Annotated in this window: 19 protein-coding genes; 12 read left to right on the top strand and 7 right to left on the bottom strand. The window is 56.1% G+C overall.

Going from position 1 to position 17,961, the window contains the following annotated elements; all coding sequences use genetic code 11:
* Positions 1-383: 383 nt before the first annotated feature.
* Positions 384-1,661 carry a cytosine deaminase gene (locus tag KTJ90_RS01885; RefSeq protein ID WP_003852974.1) on the top strand — a complete coding sequence of 426 codons (1,278 nt, stop codon included), beginning with the start codon at positions 384-386 and terminating at the stop codon, positions 1,659-1,661.
* Positions 1,662-1,696: 35 nt separating this feature from the next.
* On the opposite strand, the gene tsgA is transcribed toward KTJ90_RS01885, so the two are convergent.
* Positions 1,697-2,875: an MFS transporter TsgA gene (gene tsgA, locus KTJ90_RS01890; RefSeq protein ID WP_003852972.1), complete on the bottom strand. Its 1,179-nt coding sequence runs from the start codon at positions 2,873-2,875 to the stop codon at positions 1,697-1,699.
* A gap of 261 nt (positions 2,876-3,136) precedes the next feature.
* On the opposite strand from tsgA, the gene ppiA reads away from it, so the two are divergent.
* The 5 genes from ppiA (at position 3,137) to argD (ending at position 6,481) form a co-directional block, all read left to right on the top strand.
* A complete protein-coding gene (gene ppiA / locus KTJ90_RS01895) occupies positions 3,137-3,709 on the top strand; it encodes a peptidylprolyl isomerase A (protein ID WP_499025900.1) in 573 nt (190 codons plus the stop codon).
* A 99-nt stretch (positions 3,710-3,808) separates the two neighbouring features.
* Positions 3,809-3,979 carry a YhfG family protein gene (locus KTJ90_RS01900; RefSeq protein ID WP_003852968.1) on the top strand — a complete coding sequence of 57 codons (171 nt, stop codon included), beginning with the start codon at positions 3,809-3,811 and terminating at the stop codon, positions 3,977-3,979.
* Positions 3,969-4,562, top strand: a complete 594-nt coding sequence (locus tag KTJ90_RS01905) for a putative adenosine monophosphate-protein transferase Fic (RefSeq protein ID WP_003852963.1) — start codon at positions 3,969-3,971, stop codon at positions 4,560-4,562. Before KTJ90_RS01900 ends, KTJ90_RS01905 begins: the two co-directional genes overlap by 11 nt.
* A 41-nt stretch (positions 4,563-4,603) precedes the next feature.
* A complete protein-coding gene (locus tag KTJ90_RS01910; RefSeq protein ID WP_003852961.1) occupies positions 4,604-5,179 on the top strand; it encodes an aminodeoxychorismate/anthranilate synthase component II in 576 nt (191 codons plus the stop codon).
* Positions 5,180-5,260: 81 nt separating this feature from the next.
* Positions 5,261-6,481, top strand: coding sequence for a bifunctional acetylornithine/succinyldiaminopimelate transaminase (argD, locus tag KTJ90_RS01915; RefSeq protein ID WP_003852959.1), 1,221 nt, complete (start codon positions 5,261-5,263; stop codon positions 6,479-6,481).
* A gap of 1 nt (position 6,482) precedes the next feature.
* On the opposite strand, the gene KTJ90_RS01920 is transcribed toward argD, so the two are convergent.
* Together KTJ90_RS01920 and crp are read right to left on the bottom strand one after the other, a co-directional pair.
* Complete coding sequence (locus KTJ90_RS01920) at positions 6,483-8,558, bottom strand: YccS/YhfK family putative transporter (protein WP_003852957.1); 2,076 nt, start codon at positions 8,556-8,558, stop codon at positions 6,483-6,485.
* A 57-nt stretch (positions 8,559-8,615) separates the two neighbouring features.
* Positions 8,616-9,248, bottom strand: a complete 633-nt coding sequence (gene crp / locus KTJ90_RS01925; RefSeq protein ID WP_003852956.1) for a cAMP-activated global transcriptional regulator CRP — start codon at positions 9,246-9,248, stop codon at positions 8,616-8,618.
* A 303-nt stretch (positions 9,249-9,551) separates the two neighbouring features.
* On the opposite strand from crp, the gene KTJ90_RS01930 reads away from it, so the two are divergent.
* Positions 9,552-9,956, top strand: a complete 405-nt coding sequence (locus tag KTJ90_RS01930; RefSeq protein ID WP_003852949.1) for an OsmC family protein — start codon at positions 9,552-9,554, stop codon at positions 9,954-9,956.
* Positions 9,957-10,469: 513 nt separating this feature from the next.
* Here KTJ90_RS01930 and KTJ90_RS01935 read toward each other — a convergent pair.
* From KTJ90_RS01935 to KTJ90_RS01945, 3 genes are all read right to left on the bottom strand, one after another.
* Positions 10,470-11,339 (bottom strand): phosphoribulokinase, encoded by an 870-nt coding sequence (locus KTJ90_RS01935; RefSeq protein ID WP_499025901.1) that lies wholly within the window; start codon positions 11,337-11,339, stop codon positions 10,470-10,472.
* A gap of 61 nt (positions 11,340-11,400) precedes the next feature.
* On the bottom strand, positions 11,401-11,619 hold the full coding sequence (locus tag KTJ90_RS01940; RefSeq protein ID WP_003852945.1) for a YheU family protein: 219 nt from the start codon (positions 11,617-11,619) through the stop codon (positions 11,401-11,403).
* A gap of 4 nt (positions 11,620-11,623) precedes the next feature.
* Positions 11,624-12,640, bottom strand: a complete 1,017-nt coding sequence (locus tag KTJ90_RS01945; protein WP_033762842.1) for a hydrolase — start codon at positions 12,638-12,640, stop codon at positions 11,624-11,626.
* Positions 12,641-12,697: 57 nt separating this feature from the next.
* On the opposite strand from KTJ90_RS01945, the gene KTJ90_RS01950 reads away from it, so the two are divergent.
* Entirely contained in the window at positions 12,698-13,300 is a 603-nt protein-coding gene (locus tag KTJ90_RS01950) for a LysE family translocator (protein ID WP_003852942.1), read from the top strand.
* Position 13,301: 1 nt separating this feature from the next.
* Here the strand turns inward: KTJ90_RS01950 and KTJ90_RS01955 are convergent, their stop codons facing one another.
* On the bottom strand, positions 13,302-14,282 hold the full coding sequence (locus KTJ90_RS01955) for a LacI family DNA-binding transcriptional regulator (RefSeq protein ID WP_003852940.1): 981 nt from the start codon (positions 14,280-14,282) through the stop codon (positions 13,302-13,304).
* 236 nt (positions 14,283-14,518) lie between these two features.
* Here KTJ90_RS01955 and tauA point away from each other — a divergent pair, with 236 nt between their 5' ends.
* The 4 genes from tauA to tauD are packed head-to-tail and all read left to right on the top strand — an operon-like array spanning position 14,519 to position 17,933.
* Entirely contained in the window at positions 14,519-15,496 is a 978-nt protein-coding gene (gene tauA / locus KTJ90_RS01960) for a taurine ABC transporter substrate-binding protein (RefSeq protein ID WP_003852939.1), read from the top strand.
* Between the two features lie 9 nt (positions 15,497-15,505).
* Complete coding sequence (tauB, locus tag KTJ90_RS01965) at positions 15,506-16,273, top strand: taurine ABC transporter ATP-binding subunit (protein WP_499025902.1); 768 nt, start codon at positions 15,506-15,508, stop codon at positions 16,271-16,273.
* On the top strand, positions 16,270-17,097 hold the full coding sequence (gene tauC / locus KTJ90_RS01970) for a taurine ABC transporter permease TauC (protein WP_003852935.1): 828 nt from the start codon (positions 16,270-16,272) through the stop codon (positions 17,095-17,097). The genes tauB and tauC overlap by 4 nt, the downstream gene beginning before the upstream one ends.
* The gene (tauD, locus tag KTJ90_RS01975) at positions 17,094-17,933 is read left to right on the top strand and encodes a taurine dioxygenase (protein ID WP_499025903.1); all 840 of its coding nucleotides are present in this window, start codon (positions 17,094-17,096) and stop codon (positions 17,931-17,933) included. Before tauC ends, tauD begins: the two co-directional genes overlap by 4 nt.
* The last annotated feature ends 28 nt before the right edge of the window (positions 17,934-17,961 follow it).

Here is a 17,961-nt window from a genome sequence, read left to right on the forward strand (position 1 = left end):
CGGCGGGCTTTGTGCCCGCCGTTTTTATTTGCAGGATTTAAAACCAGCGCAGGCTGTCACGCAGACTCACCACGCTGCCGATGATCATCAGGCTGGGACTGATCACCTGTCCGGCTGGCCGACCATGCCGTTACCAATAACGACGACATTGTGCTTGCTCATTTTTGCCTCAAATTTGCGATATCTGCGGCTACAATAGCGCGCCCTTTCTGACGCTTATTGATATACATCAACCACGGCCCTATATACCCATTAATATGTATGACTTTGATTTTAATTAAGTTTATCTGGCGTGGCTAACCTGCTGAATATCCTGCATTGCCGTGCGTGGTATGAATCGTGCTAGTTTTAACCACTCAGGTTAACCGGATAAGGAATCAGCCATGTTGTCACCTAAGTGGATCAATAACGTGCGTTTACCCTGGCGGGAAGGATTGTGGCAAATCGAAATCGCCGACGGAAAAATTGCCCGCATTTCAGCTCAGCCGCAGCAGCCTTCACCCGCGGATCAATCACTGGACGGTGAGGGCGGCTTAGCCTGCGCGCCCTTTATTGAGCCTCATATTCATCTGGATACCACCCAGACGGCGGGTGAACCGGCATGGAATCAGTCCGGGACGCTGTTTGAAGGCATTGAGCGCTGGGCCGAACGCAAGGCGCTGCTCAGCCACGAAGATGTTAAACAGCGGGCGTTGCAGACGCTGAAGTGGCAGATCGCCAACGGTATCCAGTTTGTCCGCACTCACGTTGACGTGTCCGATCCGTCACTGACGGCGCTGAAAGCGATGCTGGAGCTGAAAGCGGAGATGGCCCCATGGATCACCCTTCAGATTGTCGCGTTTCCTCAGGAGGGCATTCTCTCTTATCCCAACGGCGAAGCATTGCTGGAAGAGGCGTTACGGCTGGGCGCGGATGTGGTCGGCGCCATTCCGCACTACGAATTCACCCGCGAATATGGCGTCGAGTCGCTGCATAAAACCTTTGCGCTGGCTAACCGCTACGACCGGCTGATCGATGTTCACTGCGATGAGATTGATGATGAACAGTCGCGTTTTGTGGAAACCGTGGCGGCGCTGGCACATCGCGATGGCAACGGCGCACGTGTGACGGCCAGTCATACCACCGCAATGCACTCTTACAATGGCGCGTACGCCTCACGGCTGTTCCGGCTGCTTAAACTGTCGGGCATTAACTTTGTTGCCAATCCGCTGGTCAATATTCATCTGCAGGGTCGCTTTGACACCTATCCTAAGCGGCGCGGGATAACGCGCGTAAAAGAGATGCTGGAGGCAGAGATTAACGTCTGCTTCGGCCACGACGATGTGTTTGATCCCTGGTATCCGCTGGGCACCGCCAATATGCTCCAGGTGTTGCATATGGGCTTACATGTCTGTCAGCTGATGGGCTATGAGCAGATTGATGCGGGTCTGGATTTGATTACGCATAACAGCGCGAAGACGATGCAGCTGTCAGGTTATGGCATTCAGAGCGGCAACGAGGCCAGCCTGATCATTCTGCCAGCGGAAAGCGGTTTTGATGCGGTCAGAAGGCAGGTGCCGGTGCGCTATTCATTGCGTCGTGGTGTCGTGGTGGCAGAGACAAAGCCCGCAGAAAGCGAGATTTACTGGCGGGAACGGGAGCGCATCGACTTCCGGCGGTAGAAAGCAGAGCGGCGATGACTCGCCGCTCTGAAGGATTAATGCGTGACGTGACCGTGAGTACGATGACGGCTGACAAAGCCGAGCAGGGCACACATTACAAACACCACGGCGTAGAGCGCGTTAGCCGTCGCCAGTGCGGTATGCACACCACTTTTCTCAACGATAGGTGCCGTGACCACAAAGGTCAGCATGGTGCCGACGGTGCCGCAGGTCAGGATGAAGTTCACCAGCTTCGGTGAAGCCACTTTGGTCTGTAGTGAACCCAGAGTGATAATGGTGGTGTAGATAGCACTTGAGCTGAAACCAAGAATCATGATGATCCACTTCAGCATGCCAGCATCGCTGCTGCTGACGAACCAGTACATCAGCACGGTCGCCAGGCCTGCCAGCACCATCAGAATGCGTTGCAGATCGAAGAAACGCAGCAGGAAGCTGAAGGCCCACATACCCACCATATACGCCGTCCAGAAGCTGCCCACCAGTTGTCCTGCGTCATTGATGTTCATGCCCATGACTTTGGTGGCATATTCCGGCACCCAGGAGATAAAGCCGAGCTGGCCCAGAATGTAGCAGAGTGCCGCCACTGCCAGCAGCAGCACGCCCACACCCCATTTTTCTTTCTCAACCGTCGGGCTGTTTTCAGGCTTACGCAGCACCGGGAACTCAACAAACAGCGTCATGATGAAGATGGCGACGTAGATAAAGCCGATGCAGACGTAGACCCAGTACCACGGCAACTGACGCGCCAGCAGAATCCCTGCCAGCACCGGAAACAGTGTGCCCGCCATGCTGAAGAAGGAGTCGGTGAACAGCAGGCGTGAACCACGCTGACGACCTTCATACATGTGCGTAATCAGGAAGGTGCCGATCGACATGGTAATGCCGCTCACCACACCCAGTACAAACATGCAGAGCGAAAAGACAGTGAGATCGCGACTGGTCATCAACCCGATTATCGCAAGCACCATCAGGACGAAGCCGAAAATAAGCTGGCGCTTCAGCGGCACAATGACCATCAGCCAGGCGTTCAGGAAGACCGCAGCTAAAATGCCGCTGTTGAGGAAGGTGAAGGTATTACTCATGCTGGAGATGGGGATCTGGAAATCTTTTGCGATATCGCCCATTACCATGCCGGTAACGATCACCAGCGCGCCAGTCAGCGCATAGGAGAAGAAGCTTATCCAGGTGAGGCCAATACGATTACGGTTTGTCATGTTCTGAACCTGTTGAGAACCGGGTGGCAAAAAGTGTCAGAAAGTGTAAACGGAACTGTGATCTTAATAAACAAGCAGTGAAACTACAGATCCATATTTCATGTGTTGTGTGATTTTAATCACGCAATTGCGGGTGTTTAACGTTTGCTCAGACCTTTTGCTGCAACAGCGTAAATATAGGTAAAACGCTGGCTCATGGAATAGAGTCTCTTTACAATCAATCACGTTTTTGTGCCCGCTCTCCCAGGTAAGGAATCTTTCATGTTTAAACGTACTTTAACAGCGGCCATCACCCTGTTAGCGCTCTCTTCCGTTTCCGCCCAGGCGCTGGCCGCAAAAGGTGACACCCACGTTCTGCTCACCACCTCCGCCGGCAATATTGAACTCGAACTGAATAACCAAAAAGCGCCGGTTTCTGTGAAAAACTTCGTTGATTACGTCAACAACGGTTTTTACAACAACACCATTTTTCACCGCGTGATCCCGGGCTTTATGGTGCAGGGTGGGGGCTTCACCACAGACATGCAGCAGAAGCAGACCAACGCGCCAATTAAAAACGAAGCGGACAATGGCCTGCGTAACCTGCGCGGCACCATCTCTATGGCGCGTACCGCCGATAAAGACAGTGCGACCAGCCAGTTCTTCCTCAACGTCGCGGATAATGCCTTCCTCGACCACGGACAGCGCGATTTTGGCTATGCCGTATTTGGCAAGATTGTGAAAGGTCAGGATGTGGTTGAAAAAATTTCTCAGGTTCCGACCAAAGATGTGGGTCCTTACCAGAATGTTCCGTCCAAACCGGTAGTTATCCTCTCCGCTAAAGTCCTGCTTTAACGCTTTTCGTCGCCATCTGCGGATGGCGACCGTCTGTCGCCTCCGGCAAAGCCAGAAATTGCTCTTATACTTAGGGCAAAAACCTGAGCAGGAGGCGGCATGGCGAACAAACTCACCGAAAAACAGAAGGTCACCCTGTGGCAACAGCGACGTAGCGCCAGCTATCAGGCCAGCTGTCGGCTGGAAGGTTTCATGCCAAATGAAACCAGTGTTAACAGCGATGATGCAGCCGCACGTCTGGCGTCACTGAGGAGGCAATATGGACTCTAATACCGCCGTCAGCCAGGATCCCTACCTGTGGCAGCACGACAACGTGCTGAAAAACCTGCCCGATATTCATGACGCTGCGCAGCTGCGCAAGGCAGAGCTGAGCTTTAGTGCGGCACGCGCCGCTACGCTGGAGCTGGGCCCGCGTAATCCCGGGCTGCCTTACCTGCGCCAGATCCATCGCACGCTGTTTCAGGATGTCTACAGCTGGGCGGGGGAACTGCGCACCATTGATATCTGGCGTGATGAGACGCCGTTCTGTCATTTCGAATATATCGAAAAGGAAGGCAATGCCCTGATGGCCGCGCTGGAAGAAGAGAAGGGGTTAGCTGATTTGCCGCGTGACGAATTTATTCAGCGCCTCGCTCACTACTATTGCGAAATCAATATGCTGCATCCTTTCCGCCACGGAAATGGTCGGGCGCAGCGGATTTTCTTTGAACAGCTTGCACTGCATGCCGGATATCTGCTGAACTGGGAAGAGACGGATGCTGAAAGCTGGAAAGCGGCGAATCAGGCCGGTGTAGCCGGAGATTTGGTCCCGCTGGAGCAGGTCTTTGCGAAAGTGGTGAGTGAGGCGGCCTGACCGCGTAGAATAGCGGCGCGGTTTATCATTCTGGACACGTCATGCTGCTGCTTATCGACAATTACGACTCCTTTACCTGGAATCTCTATCAATATTTCTGCGAGCTGGGCGCGCAGGTTCAGGTGGTGCGCAATGATGCCATCACGCTGGAGCAGATGGCGGCGCTGCCACTGACCCATCTGGCCATCTCGCCTGGCCCCTGCACGCCGTCGGAATCAGGCATCTCGCTGGCGGCAATCCGGCACTTCGCCGGACAGCTGCCGGTGCTGGGCGTCTGCCTGGGCCATCAGGCGATTGCGCAGGCGTATGGCGCGCAGGTGGTACGTGCGCGTCAGGTGATGCACGGCAAAACCTCTGCCATTCAGCACACCGGCCAGGGCGTGTTTCGCAATCTCAATAATCCCCTTACCGTGACCCGCTATCACTCGCTGATTGTGCAGCGCGATACTCTGCCCGAGGCGTTCGAGGTGACGGCCTGGACGATGCGTGACGGCGAGCCTGACGAAATTATGGGATTCCGCCACAAAACTCTGGCGCTGGAAGGCGTACAGTTCCATCCCGAGAGCATTCTCAGCGAGCAGGGACATCTGCTGCTGCGCAATTTCCTTGAGCAATAAGTTGCCTTTGAGTGATTTTTTATGCATATTTTGTGATTATTATTTCATGTTTGCACAATAATCATTTAAATGGGGTCATCAATGGCAGCGGAAAAAATTGCGGTCACGCGGGAGACGTTCGATAACGTTATTTTGCCTGTTTATGCACCTGCGCAGTTCGTGCCGGTAAAAGGCAAGGGCAGCCGTGTATGGGATCAGCAGGGCAAAGAGTATATCGATTTCTCGGGTGGTATCGCCGTCACCGCACTTGGACACTGCCATCCTGCGCTGGTGGAGACGCTGAAAAGCCAGGGCGAGACGCTGTGGCACACCAGCAACGTCTTCACCAACGAACCGGCGCTGCGCCTTGCCAGTAAGTTAATCCAGGCGACCTTTGCCGATCGCGTCTTCTTTGCCAACTCCGGTGCCGAAGCCAACGAAGCCGCGTTTAAGCTGGCGCGCTACTACGCCTGCAAACGTCACAGCCCGTTTAAAAGTAAAATCATCGCCTTCCATAACGCCTTTCATGGCCGGACGCTGTTTACCGTTACGGTCGGCGGACAGCCAAAATATTCCGACGGGTTCGGGCCGAAACCGGCGGATATCGTCCACGTGCCGTTTAATGACCTTGATGCAGTGAAAGCGGTAATCGACGACCACACCTGCGCCATCGTGGTTGAACCGATTCAGGGCGAAGGCGGCGTAGTGCCCGCGACGCAGGAATTTATGCAGGGACTGCGCGAGCTTTGCGATCAGCATCAGGCGCTGCTGGTGCTGGATGAAGTGCAGAGTGGCATGGGACGCAGCGGCAAACTGTTCGCCTATGAGCATTATGGCGTCCAGCCCGATATTCTGACCTCAGCCAAAGCGCTGGGCGGCGGTTTCCCGGTCAGCGCCATGCTGACCACTAACGAGATCGCCTCGACCATGGCACCAGGCGTGCATGGGACCACGTATGGCGGCAATCCGCTGGCCTGCGCCATCGCTGAAACGGCGCTGGATATTATCAATACGCCGGACGTGCTGGCGGGTGTCGATATGCGGCGTGAGCACTTTGTCACAGCGCTGCAGGCCATTGATGCGAAGTATGACTTGTTCAGTGACATTCGCGGCAAGGGGTTGCTGATTGGCGCCGCGCTTAAACCTCAGCATGCCGGGAAGTCACGCGACATACTGAATGCCGCCGCCGCTGAGGGCGTGATGGTGCTGGTTGCCGGCACCGACGTGATGCGTTTTGCGCCGTCACTGATTATCGAACCGGCCGATATCGAAGAGGGCATGCGCCGCTTCGCCACCGCCGTCGGCAAGGTGCTTAACGGCTAGGCTAGTTTTTACGTAAGCGTCTGATCAGCCAGCGGCCATGTTGTGGTCGCTGGTTCCATGCCAGTGAGGAGATGGTGTACATCACGCTCAGATGGTCAAGAATACGTCGCACATGCTGTTCCACCACCGTGACAGGTCCCTCACTGATGTTCTCAAGATCATCCAGCAGATTAACCTGTGAGCTTTCACCATCATATTCCAGCCGCTGCTGACACCGCTGTAGCGCGATTTCACAGGATTGCAGATAGCGTTCTGCCAGCGAGTCGGTCAGCATAGTGTGCTCCCGCGCCAGAATCGTTATGGCATTAATGTGCTCAACAATAAACTGACTGTGCGTGACCCAGAGCCGCATATCACTCAGATAGCGGGAGTTAAACGCGGGTTCCTGCATCGCCTGATTCAGCGAGTTAAACAGCGCATTGTGCGCCTGATTCACCTTCACGCGCTGATACGCCAGTTTCTCAGGTGACTGTTCGTTACCCAGCAACAATCTCAGTGCGTCCTGATCGGCTTCCAGCGCATCATGGGCGTTCTGTCGCAGTAAGCCACTCTGCCACTGCGGCCACAGCCACAGCATTCCGCCAAAGGCGATCAGACAGCCCATCAGCGTATCCATCAGTCGCGGCAGCAGAAACTGCGCGCCATTCAGCGACAGCAATTGCAGCGAGTAAACCGCCGTGACCGTAAAGCCAATCATTGACCAGCCATAGAACTGGCGCGTAAAGCGATAGCTGATAAAGGTTATTGCCAGCATGATCAGCAGCACCAGCGACTCCGGTACCGCCAGCCGCAACGTGGCGGCCGCAATCACCAGACCGGCAAAGGTGCCCAGCGCACGGTGCTGGATGCGAACACGCGTAGCGCTGTAACCGTTCTGGCTGACGAACATGATGGTCATCAGGATCCAGTAAGGTTTGGGGATGTTGAAGAACAGCGCCAGTGCACTGCCCAGCATCAGCATTACCGCAAAGCGTCCGGCGGTGCGCAGCGCTGACGAGCGAAAAGAGAGATAACTGCGCAGCGCCGGTAACAGCGGCAGACGGCGCTGACGATCCGCCATCAGATCACGCTGATACAGCGGTTTCTGCGTGCGCAGCACCCGCGCAATGCGGTTGAAGTGGTAAAGACAGAAGTTACCCACCGGATTGTCGGGATGCTGATGGGCGATCTTCTCCAGCGCGCCAAGCTGTTTGTCCATCGCAAAGCGATCGGGTAGCTGATGATAAAGGATGTTATCCGCCAGCACCCGTAGCCGGGCCGAAATGGTTTTGGCATTCCAGCGGATCACCGCTTCGGCATGGCTCTGTTCGACCAGCTTCTGCACCTCTTCCGGCCGATGCAGACTAACCGAGATGTGTTCCTGCAGATCCAGCGCCACCTGAAAGGCGCGCGTCAGCCGCTTATGGCTGTGATCGCGGCTTGCCGACAGCATGTGCATCTGCTGATAGCAGGTGTTAATCAGATCGACCACTTTCTGCTGACGCGCCAGCAGCGGCGGCAGTGCCTTTTCCGGGTCGGTCAGCTGCGTCAGCAGGGTGTATTTGGCGTCGCAGTAGTTAGCCAGCTCGCGGTAGATCAGGCTGAGGCTTTCGCGCATCGGCTGCTCTTTCCACAGCCAGAACCAGAACCAGTTAAACAGCCCATACCAGAGCGTGCCGCCGATGTAGAGCAGCGGGGTAACATAGATGGGCATGCGGCCAATGAGGCTCAGGGTAAAAATGGCGGCGATAAGCGTGCCGGGCAGCAGACGACCATGCAGCGGGCTGATCTCACCCGTCACGCCGAGCAGCAGGGGCATGGCGAACAGGATGAGCGGCAGCGGAATGGCATGCAGGGTGAGCCACTGAATCAGGAAGCTGCCGAGGGCAAACAGGCTGCCACCCACAATCAGGCGTTTGAAAAAGCGTTTATGCGGGGTATCCAGACCGGCAATATTGCAGCAGGCAGGCACTAACGAGAACAGCAGACCTTTTTGCAGGTCGCCAGCCAGCCAGCCCAGCGCGACGGGCAGACAAAGCACCAGCGTTTGCCGCAAGGCGTAGTTGACTTCAGGATGGTAAATAATTCGACGCCACATCGGCCCAACACAAACAATAACGGCGTGATGTTGCCATCACGCCGTGGGTGACAGGAATTAGCGGGTGCCGTAAACGACGATGGTTTTGCCGTGTGCGGAGATCAGGTTCTGATCTTCCAGCATCTTCAAAATACGGCCCACGGTTTCGCGTGAACAACCCACAATCTGGCCAATTTCCTGACGAGTGATTTTAATTTGCATGCCGTCGGGATGCGTCATGGCATCTGGCTGCTTCGCCAGGTTGAGCAGGGTCTGTGCAATGCGTCCGGTGACGTCGAGGAAAGCGAGGTTACCCACTTTTTCAGACGTGACCTGCAGGCGACGCGCCATCTGCGAGGAGAGTCGCATCAGGATGTCGGGATTAACCTGAATCAGCTGACGGAATTTCTTGTAAGAAATCTCCGCCACTTCGCACGCGCTTTTCGCACGTACCCAGGCGCTGCGCTCCTGGCCTTCTTCGAACAGGCCAAGCTCACCAATGAAATCGCCCTGATTCAGGTAGGAAAGAATCATCTCTTTGCCTTCTTCATCTTTAATCAGAACCGCGACGGAACCTTTCACGATGTAGTAAAGCGTTTCTGCTTTTTCACCTTGGTGAATCAGCGTACTTTTGGATGGATACTTGTGAATATGGCAATGGGACAGGAACCATTCGAGTGTAGGGTCTGTTTGCGGTTTGCCGAGAACCATTCGCTATTATCCTCTGTTGTAATCGTGCCCAAAATACAGGGGGCAGTTTTCCCTGTCAGGCGGTGAAAGCTTCAAGCGTTTCCCTTTCAGGAAATTATTCGGGCCGCATCAGGCGCAGTGCGCATCATTCTTCCCGGCTTCGCCATCGGGTGACGAAAAATATTTTCAGCACTGTTTGTAGCACAGCTTTTGCCGACTGTCTTGTGTTGTCTCGCTTCAGCTACAGGCGGATTTCTCTGGATTGCTGTTTACCAGGCGAAAGCGTACTCTGGCGACAAAACAGCGTATTCCGGAGCAAAAATCATGCAGGCAAGAGTGAAGTGGGTAGAAGGACTGACATTCCTCGGAGAATCCTCATCCGGCCATCAGATACTGATGGATGGAAATTCGGGCGATAAAGCGCCCAGCCCAATGGAGATGGTGCTGATGGCGGCCGGCGGATGCAGCGCGATTGACGTGGTATCAATTCTGCAAAAAGGCCGTAACGATGTGGCTGATTGTGAAGTAAAACTGACCTCAGAACGTCGTGAAGAGGCGCCGCGAATCTTTACGCACATCAACCTGCATTTTATCGTGAGTGGTAAAGCGCTCCAGGATAAAGCGGTCTCACGCGCGGTGGATCTTTCTGCTGAAAAATATTGTTCGGTGGCCATCATGCTGGGTAAAGGCGTGACGATTACGCATAGCTATGAAGTGATTGAGCTGTAACAGGCTGAAGGGCATTTTAAAGTCGCGGGCCAATTCGGAGTCGGTCTGGTGTCGTGCCGTTCCTGCATAGAGAGTCCGCTTTAAGACTATGCCCGCGCTATTACGCACCTCATCCCTGAGGTGCGCCCATACCGGGCCAACGCTTTGCGTTGTTTAAAAACGCTCCCGGCGTTTTTGTCCCAGTCGCGGGACGCTTTCCTCTTCTGACCCTGTTCCCGGCGTGTTGAGCTTAGGTGTTGCTGTAAGATTCTTTGTCACCAGGTTTTTTCAGTGGCGACCTTTCTGAAAACGGATGTGGTTGCCGGACGTGAAGCGAAGGGAGCATATGCCTGTAGCAAAGCATAGCGGGCCAGGGATGGCCCGCGCTGAGCCTGCCAGGGATGGCGGTTTTGCGTCTTTGCGAAAGGTGTATGCTCCCTGAAGCCAGCTCAGCAGTAAGCCTTTCCCCGCAGAAATGCCAGTTTTACATCTTTGCGAAAGGCCTCTGCTCTCTGCGTTTTTTTTGCTGACCTCTTACTCTATCCGCTTACCTTCCATCAGCCGCTTCACCAGCGGACCCATGATCAGCTCCATCGCCAGACCCATTTTGCCGCCGGGCACGACCAGCGTATTGATGTGCGAGATAAACGAACCCTGCAGCATCGCCAGCAGGTAGGGGAAGTCGATATCTTCCAGCGCCTGGAAATGAATCACCACAAGGCTCTCATCCAGTGACGGAATGGCGCGGGCAGCGAACGGGTTTGAGGTGTCGACGGTCGGGACGCGCTGAAAGTTGATGTGGGTGCGCGAGAACTGTGGCGTGATGAAATTGATGTAATCTTCCATCGAACGCACCACGGAATCCATCACTGCTTCGCGTGAATGACCGCGCTCGCCGGTGTCGCGCACCAGCTTCTGAATCCACTCCAGGTTAACAATGGGCACAACGCCCACCAGCAAATCAACCTGTTCCGCCACGTTATGCTGCGCCGTCACCACGCCGCCGTGCAGTCCTTCATAGAACAGAATGTCAGTGTTCTGCGGCAGCGGCTGCCAGGGCGTAAAGGTGCCGGGCACCTGATTCCACGGTACGGCTTCATCGTAGGTGTGCAGATATTTACGCGACTGGCCCTGTCCGCTTTGACCATACTCTTTAAAGCTCTGCTCCAGCAGACCAAAGTCATTGGCTTCCGGGCCAAAGTAGCTGACGTGACGTCCTAAATCGCGCGCCTTACGAATCGCCATATCCATTTCAGGGCGGGTAAAGCGGTGAAAGCTGTCGCCTTCAAGCTCAGCAGCATGAAGATCGAGCTGCTGAAAGATTTTACGAAACGCGAGGCTGGTGGTGGTGGTTCCTGCACCGCTGGAACCGGTCACCGCGATAATGGGATGACGTGCAGACATAGAAAAGCTCCCTGTGAGGTCGGGCGATGAGCATTGTTATCATGAAATGATGCCGGGTGCATCAGCCACGAAATTCTTTGCGCGGCATGATATTGACCGATTCATGCAGTTCCGACCACACCAGCACCACTTCACCGGTTTCCAGCTGGCGTCGCACATCAGCTACCTTGTCCAGGAGGCTGCGTTCCTGCTCGCCATAGTCTGTGCCTTCACGCAGCACAAAGGTTTCAATCAGATTTTCAAGGGTCTCAGGTGAGACCTGTTGCCAGGGAATAATCACAAGATCAGTTATCCAGAAAAGGGGCGATCCACTGCGGGATGCGCTGTTCCAGCCACATTTCAGGCTGGCGTAGCGTTCCGCCGACAAAACCGACGTGGCCGCCGTAGGGTGTCAGTTGATAAGTAATAGTGGCAGATAATTGGCTGCTGTGCGGGATCACCTCATCACTCATAAAGGGATCGTCTTTGGCGTGGATAATCAGCAGCGGTTTCTCTGTGTGTTTCAGCCAGGGCATGGCGCTGGCACGATGATAGTAATCTGCTGCATCGACAAAACCGTGGGCGCGGGCTGTAATCGCATCATCAAAATCGCGCAGTCGCCGCATCGCTTTGAGCTGTGCCAGATTAACCGGCAGGGTGTCCGGCCAGGCATGCAGTTTGCGGCGGGCATTTTTCTTGAGCTGCGCCAGCAGGTAGTACTGATAGAAGCGCGAGAAGCCGCGTTCCAGTTTCACGCTGCACGGTTCCAGCAGCAGCGGGGCGGAGACAATCACGGCGGCATCTACCTCCGCTGCGGCACCCTGCTGGCCGAGCAGGCAGCCCAGCATGTTGCCGCCCAGCGAGAAACCCACGGCGGCGGTAGGCACATGACCCCAGCGGGTGCGCAGCCAGCGCAGGAAGAAGCGGGCATCTTCAGTTTCGCCGGAGTGATAGATGCGGTTCAGCCGGTTAGGTTCGCCGCTGCAGCCGCGAAAATGCATCACTACTGCCAGCCAGCCGCGTGCGCGGCAGATCGCCATCAGGCCATGAATATAGGGACTCTGAAAGCTGCCCTCCAGTCCATGAAACAGCACCACGCGCGGTTTATGCTGCGCCAGCTGCGGATCTTCGCTCCAGGCGAGATCGACGAAATCGCCATCGGGCAGATCGAGACGCTGCCAGTGAGGAGCGAAGGTGATACGGCGACGTAACAGGCGCGGCAGCATCGTCTGCAGATGCGCGTTACGCAGCGTGTCAGGTGGTCTGAACTGCTCGTTTTCCGGGCCGGTAAATTTCATGTGGTAAAAGCTTGTCTGTTCCATATCACACTGTTAGCTTCGATAAGTTTTTTATTGCAGGGTAAGGAGTACCCGATTGCCATGGAACTGAGTCTTTTCTTATCAATGTTGGGATTTCTGTGGGTCGCGGCCATTACGCCAGGCCCCAATAATATGTTACTCACCGCCTCGGGCGCTAATTTTGGCTTTCTGCGCACGATTCCGCTGATGATCGGCATCATGATCGGCATGCAGGTGATGCTGCTGATGGTGGCCTTTGGCGTAGGCGGTTTGATCCTGCTCTATCCCTCGCTGCATCTGATGCTGAAAATCGCCGGTAGCCTCTATCTGCTCTGGCTGGCGTGGAAGATAGCCACCGCCAGCTATGCAAAGCTGGAAACTGACCAGGCACCGGATGCGCCAATGCCGTTCTGGCAGGGCGGGCTGCTACAGCTGATCAACCCCAAAGCCTGGCTGATGGCGCTGGGCGCGGTCGCCAGCTTCAGTCTGGCCGGTGATGCGTATCGTCATTCCGTGATGGCCATAAGCGTCGGTATGTTTCTGGTTAATCTGGTGTCGGGCGTCATCTGGATGGGATTTGGCGCGATGATTGGTCGCATTCTGCGCAGTCGCCGCGCCTGGAGAATATTTAACCTCGCCATGGGGCTGCTGACCGCTGCCTGCGTGCTATTAATCTGGCACTGAGTCAGCTGGATGCGCGTTCAACGCGCGTCCAGGGCAGCACCTCACGCATCACCGGCGCGTTCGGGTTGCGGATCTTCTGCAGCAGCAGCTGCACACTGCGCGCGCCCAGTTGGTTCATCGGTTGCTCGATGGTGGTCAGTGGCGGATTGAGGCTGCGGGTAAACGACACACCATCAAACCCGACCACCGCCAGATCTTCCGGCACGCGCAGACCGGCTTCCAGCGCCGCATGCACCACGCCCACCGCCAGCACGTCTGACACCGCAAACACTGCGTCCGGCGGTTCCGGTAGCGCCATGAGTTCTCTCAGTGCCTGGCTGCCCGCCTCACAGGAGATCTCGTAGGTATAGGAGATGCCGGACCATGCATATCCCAGCTCCTCAATTGCCTGCCGGTAACCCTTTTCCCGATGATGTGAGTACAGGTAACGCATATCGCCATTGACCAGCCCGATGCGTTTACGCCCTTTCCCGGCGAGATAATGGACGGTGTCGCGGGCTGCCTCCTGGTGATCAATGCTGACTGAGGAGGCGGGGATATCCGGATCAAATTCACAGCACTGCACCCAGGGCGCACCGGCGATCAGCGCCTGTAAATCCGGTAAGCCTGAAGCAGCATCCATGGTAATAACGCCATCCACCACTTTTCCGGTCAGCAGCGAAAGATAGGCGGCTTCACGCTGAAGCTGCGAGGCGGAGTTGCAAAGCAGAATGTGATAGCCGTGCAGTTCTGCTTCGGCTTCAATGCCCTGAACCACGCGCGAACAGAAGGGGTTGGTAATATCCGAGATCAGCACCAGCAGCATGTGGCTTTGCGCCGTCCGCAGCTGACGCGCCAGTAAGTTGGGCTGATAGTCGCAGGCAGAGATTGCCGCCAGAACTTTCTCACGCGTATCGGGCTTTACGCCGGGATGCGCGTTGAGAACCCGCGATACCGTGGCTTTGGAAACGCCAGCCAGCTGAGCGACTTTCTCGATCGACATCGGATTCAAAGACCTTAACAGGCAATAATTGGGAACGCATATCAATAACACAGGCACAATGTGAGCGCCTGACATTTTTGCTTACTTTAGCTATTTTCAGCATTTGCGATTTTCAGCTTAGTTTTGCAGATAGTGATCTAAGAACTTATTTCTATTAGGGATAATTTTTAATTCCTTTATGAAACTATTGCGTGCAGAGACACTGCCTCCACGATAAAACCGGTGGGGTAGTGATCATGGCAGCAACACGTTTAACTTTCTTAGCCGCAGCGATGGCACTGCTGGCGTTTCGGGCTGATGCAGTCAATGTCACCGTCGCGTACCAGACCTCTGCCGAACCGGCGAAAGTGGCACAGGCTGATGACAGTTTTGCCAAAGAAAGCGGGGCCAGCGTCGACTGGCGTAAGTTTGACAGCGGTGCAGGCGTATTGCGCGCGCTGGCGTCCGGCGACGTCCAGATTGGCAATATCGGCTCCAGTCCGTTAGCGGTCGCAGCGGCGCAAAAGCTGCCAATCGAAGCCTTTCTGCTTGCCTCACAGCTGGGCAACTCTGAAGCGCTGGTGGTAAAGAAGAACATCATCACTCCCAGCGATCTCATCGGCAAGCGCATCGCGGTGCCGTTCATCTCTACCACCCACTACAGCCTGCTTGCTGCACTGAAACACTGGGGCATCAAGCCGTCGCAGGTACAGCTGGTTAATCTGCAGCCGCCTGCGATTATCGCGGCGTGGCAGCGTGGCGACATTGATGGCGCTTACGTCTGGGCGCCTGCGGTGAATGAACTGGAAAAACAGGGCAAAGTGCTGACCGACTCGGCGGCAGTGGGGAGCTGGGGATCGCCGACGCTGGATGTCTGGGTGGTCCGCAAAGATTTCGCTGAGCAGCATCCGGAGATCGTGACCGCATTTGCCCGCAGCGCGCTTGATGCGCAGCAGGCCTATCTTAACAGCCCCGATAGCTGGCTGAAGCAGCCCGATAATCTCAGCAAACTCTCCCGCCTTAGCGGTGTGCCGGAAGCGCAGGTGCCGGATCTGGTGAAGGGCAATACCTACCTCACGGCGCAGCAGCAGGTTGAGCAGCTGGGCAAACCGGTCAATAAAGCGATCGTCGATACTGCGCAGTTTCTGAAAGCACAGGGCCGGGTGCCGCAGGCGGATAACGACTACAGCAGCTATGTGACCTCCCGTTTCGTCGCACCATTAGTTAAACCCTAAGGAGGCACGATGCTGCGTATCGCTCATCTTCATGCCCGTTATGCCGGACAACCGGTGTTGCAGGATATCAATTTGCAGCTGGATAGCCATGAACTGCTGGTGGTGCTCGGCCCCTCCGGCTGCGGCAAAACCACGCTGCTTAATCTGGTTGCCGGATTTCTGCCGGTGGAGTCGGGCAGCATCACGCTGGATAACCAGCCAGTGACGGGGCCTGGTGCGGAGCGCGGCGTGGTGTTTCAGCATGAAGGCTTACTGCCATGGCGTAACGTGCTGGATAACGTTGCCTTTGGTCTGCAGCTGGCGGGGATGTCGCGCCCGGCGCGCGAGGCCATCGCACGGAAGCTCATCAGGCAGGTGGGGCTGGAAGGGGCGGAGAAGCGCGCCATCTGGCAGTTGTCAGGCGGTCAGCGGCAGCGGGTCGGCATTGCGCGCGCGCTGGCGACCGATCCGCAACTGCTGCTGCTTGACGAGCCATTTGGCGCACTGGATGCCTTTACCCGCGAGCAGATGCAGACCCTGCTGCTGACGCTGTGGCGCGACAGCGGTAAACAGATCCTGCTGATTACGCACGATATAGAAGAGGCTATTTTCCTGGCCAGCGAACTGATTCTGCTGTCGCCAGGACCCGGCCGCATCGTGGAACGCTTGCGGTCCGGCTTTGGTCAGCGCTTTGCCGCAGGTGAGTCGTGCCGCAGCATAAAATCCGATCCGCAGTTTATCGCCCAGCGCGAATATGTGCTGAGCCGCGTATTTGACCAGCGGGAGGCGTTTGCATGAGCGCGTTAATCCACGACAAGTCTCTGCCGGTGCGCCGTCGTTTGCGCTGGCCATTTTCAACCACGTTCACGCTGAGCATGCTGAGTCTCTCTCTGCTGTTGCTGCTCTGGTGGGGCGTGACCGCGCTGGGCCTGATTGCTCCGCTGTTCCTGCCGTCGCCACAGCAGGTTTTCAGCAAGCTGCTGCTGATTGCCAGCGCCCAGGGCTTTATGGATGCCACGCTGTGGCAGCATCTGGCCGCCAGCCTGACGCGGATGCTGATTGCGCTGACCGCGGCTGCCGTCATCGGCATTCCGGTGGGGATTCTGATGGGCCTCAGCCCGGTAGCTCGCGGTCTGCTTGATCCGCTTATTGAGCTTTATCGCCCGATTCCGCCACTTGCCTATCTGCCGCTGATGGTGATCTGGTTTGGCATTGGTGAGACGTCGAAAATCCTGCTGATCAGCCTGGCCATCTTCGCGCCGGTGACGCTCTCCACGCTGGCCGGGGTGCGTAACACCCAGCAGGTACGGATTCGTGCGGCGCGCTCGCTGGGAGCTAACCGCTGGCAGCTGCTGCGCTGGGTGATTCTGCCGGGCGCGCTGCCGGAGATTCTGACCGGCCTGCGCATTGGGCTCGGGGTGGGCTGGTCAACGCTGGTGGCGGCGGAGCTGATTGCCGCCACGCGTGGCCTCGGTTTTATGGTGCAGTCAGCGGGAGAATTCCTCGCCACCGATGTGGTGCTGGCGGGTATCGCCGTGATTGCTTTTATCGCTTTTAGCTTAGAACTCGGGCTTCGTGCGTTGCAGCGCCGTCTGACGCCCTGGAGTGGAGAACAATCATGAATGAACGTCTGAGTTTTACCCCGCTTGGCCCTTACATAGGCGCGCAGGTCTCAAACCTGGATGTCTCACGGCCATTGAGTGATGCGCAGTTTGAGCAGCTGTATCATGGCTTGCTGCGTCATCAGGTGCTGTTTCTGCGGGACCAGAAAATAACGCCGGAACAGCATCGCGCACTGGCAATCCGTTTTGGCGACCTGCATATCCATCCGGTCTATCCCCATGCGGAGGGCGTCGAAGAGATTATCGTGCTCGATACCCATCAGGATAATCCGCCGGATAATGACAACTGGCACACCGATGTCACCTTTATCGAAACACCACCGGCTGTCGCGCTGCTGGCATCCAAAGTCTTACCGGAAGCGGGCGGTGACACGCTCTGGACCAGTGGCATCGCCGCTTACGAGGCGCTGTCAGTGCCTTTTAAGCAGTTGCTGGAGGGTCTCCGCGCCGAGCATGATGTTAAAAAATCATTCCAGGAGTATAAGTACCGCAAAACGGAGGAAGAACATCTGCGCTGGCAGCAGGCGGTGGCAAAACATCCACCCGTGCAGCATCCGGTAATCCGCACGCATCCGGTCAGCGGCAAAAAAGCGCTGTTTGTGAATGAAGGCTTTACCACGCGGATCCTGGATTTAAGCGAGAAGGAGAGTGATGCGGTGCTGGGCTTCCTGTTTGCGCACGCCACCAAACCGGAGTTTCAGGTGCGCTGGCGCTGGCAGCCAGACGATCTGGCTATCTGGGATAATCGGGTCACGCAGCATTATGCCAATGCCGACTATTATCCGGCCCGTCGGATCATGCAGCGGGCAACGGTACTGGGCGACAAACCCCGTTAAAAAGCATCTCCCCGCAAGCGGGGAGATT

Origin of the sequence: Pantoea jilinensis, assembly GCF_019104105.1 — a bacterium.
GTDB lineage: Bacteria > Pseudomonadota > Gammaproteobacteria > Enterobacterales > Enterobacteriaceae > Pantoea > Pantoea eucalypti.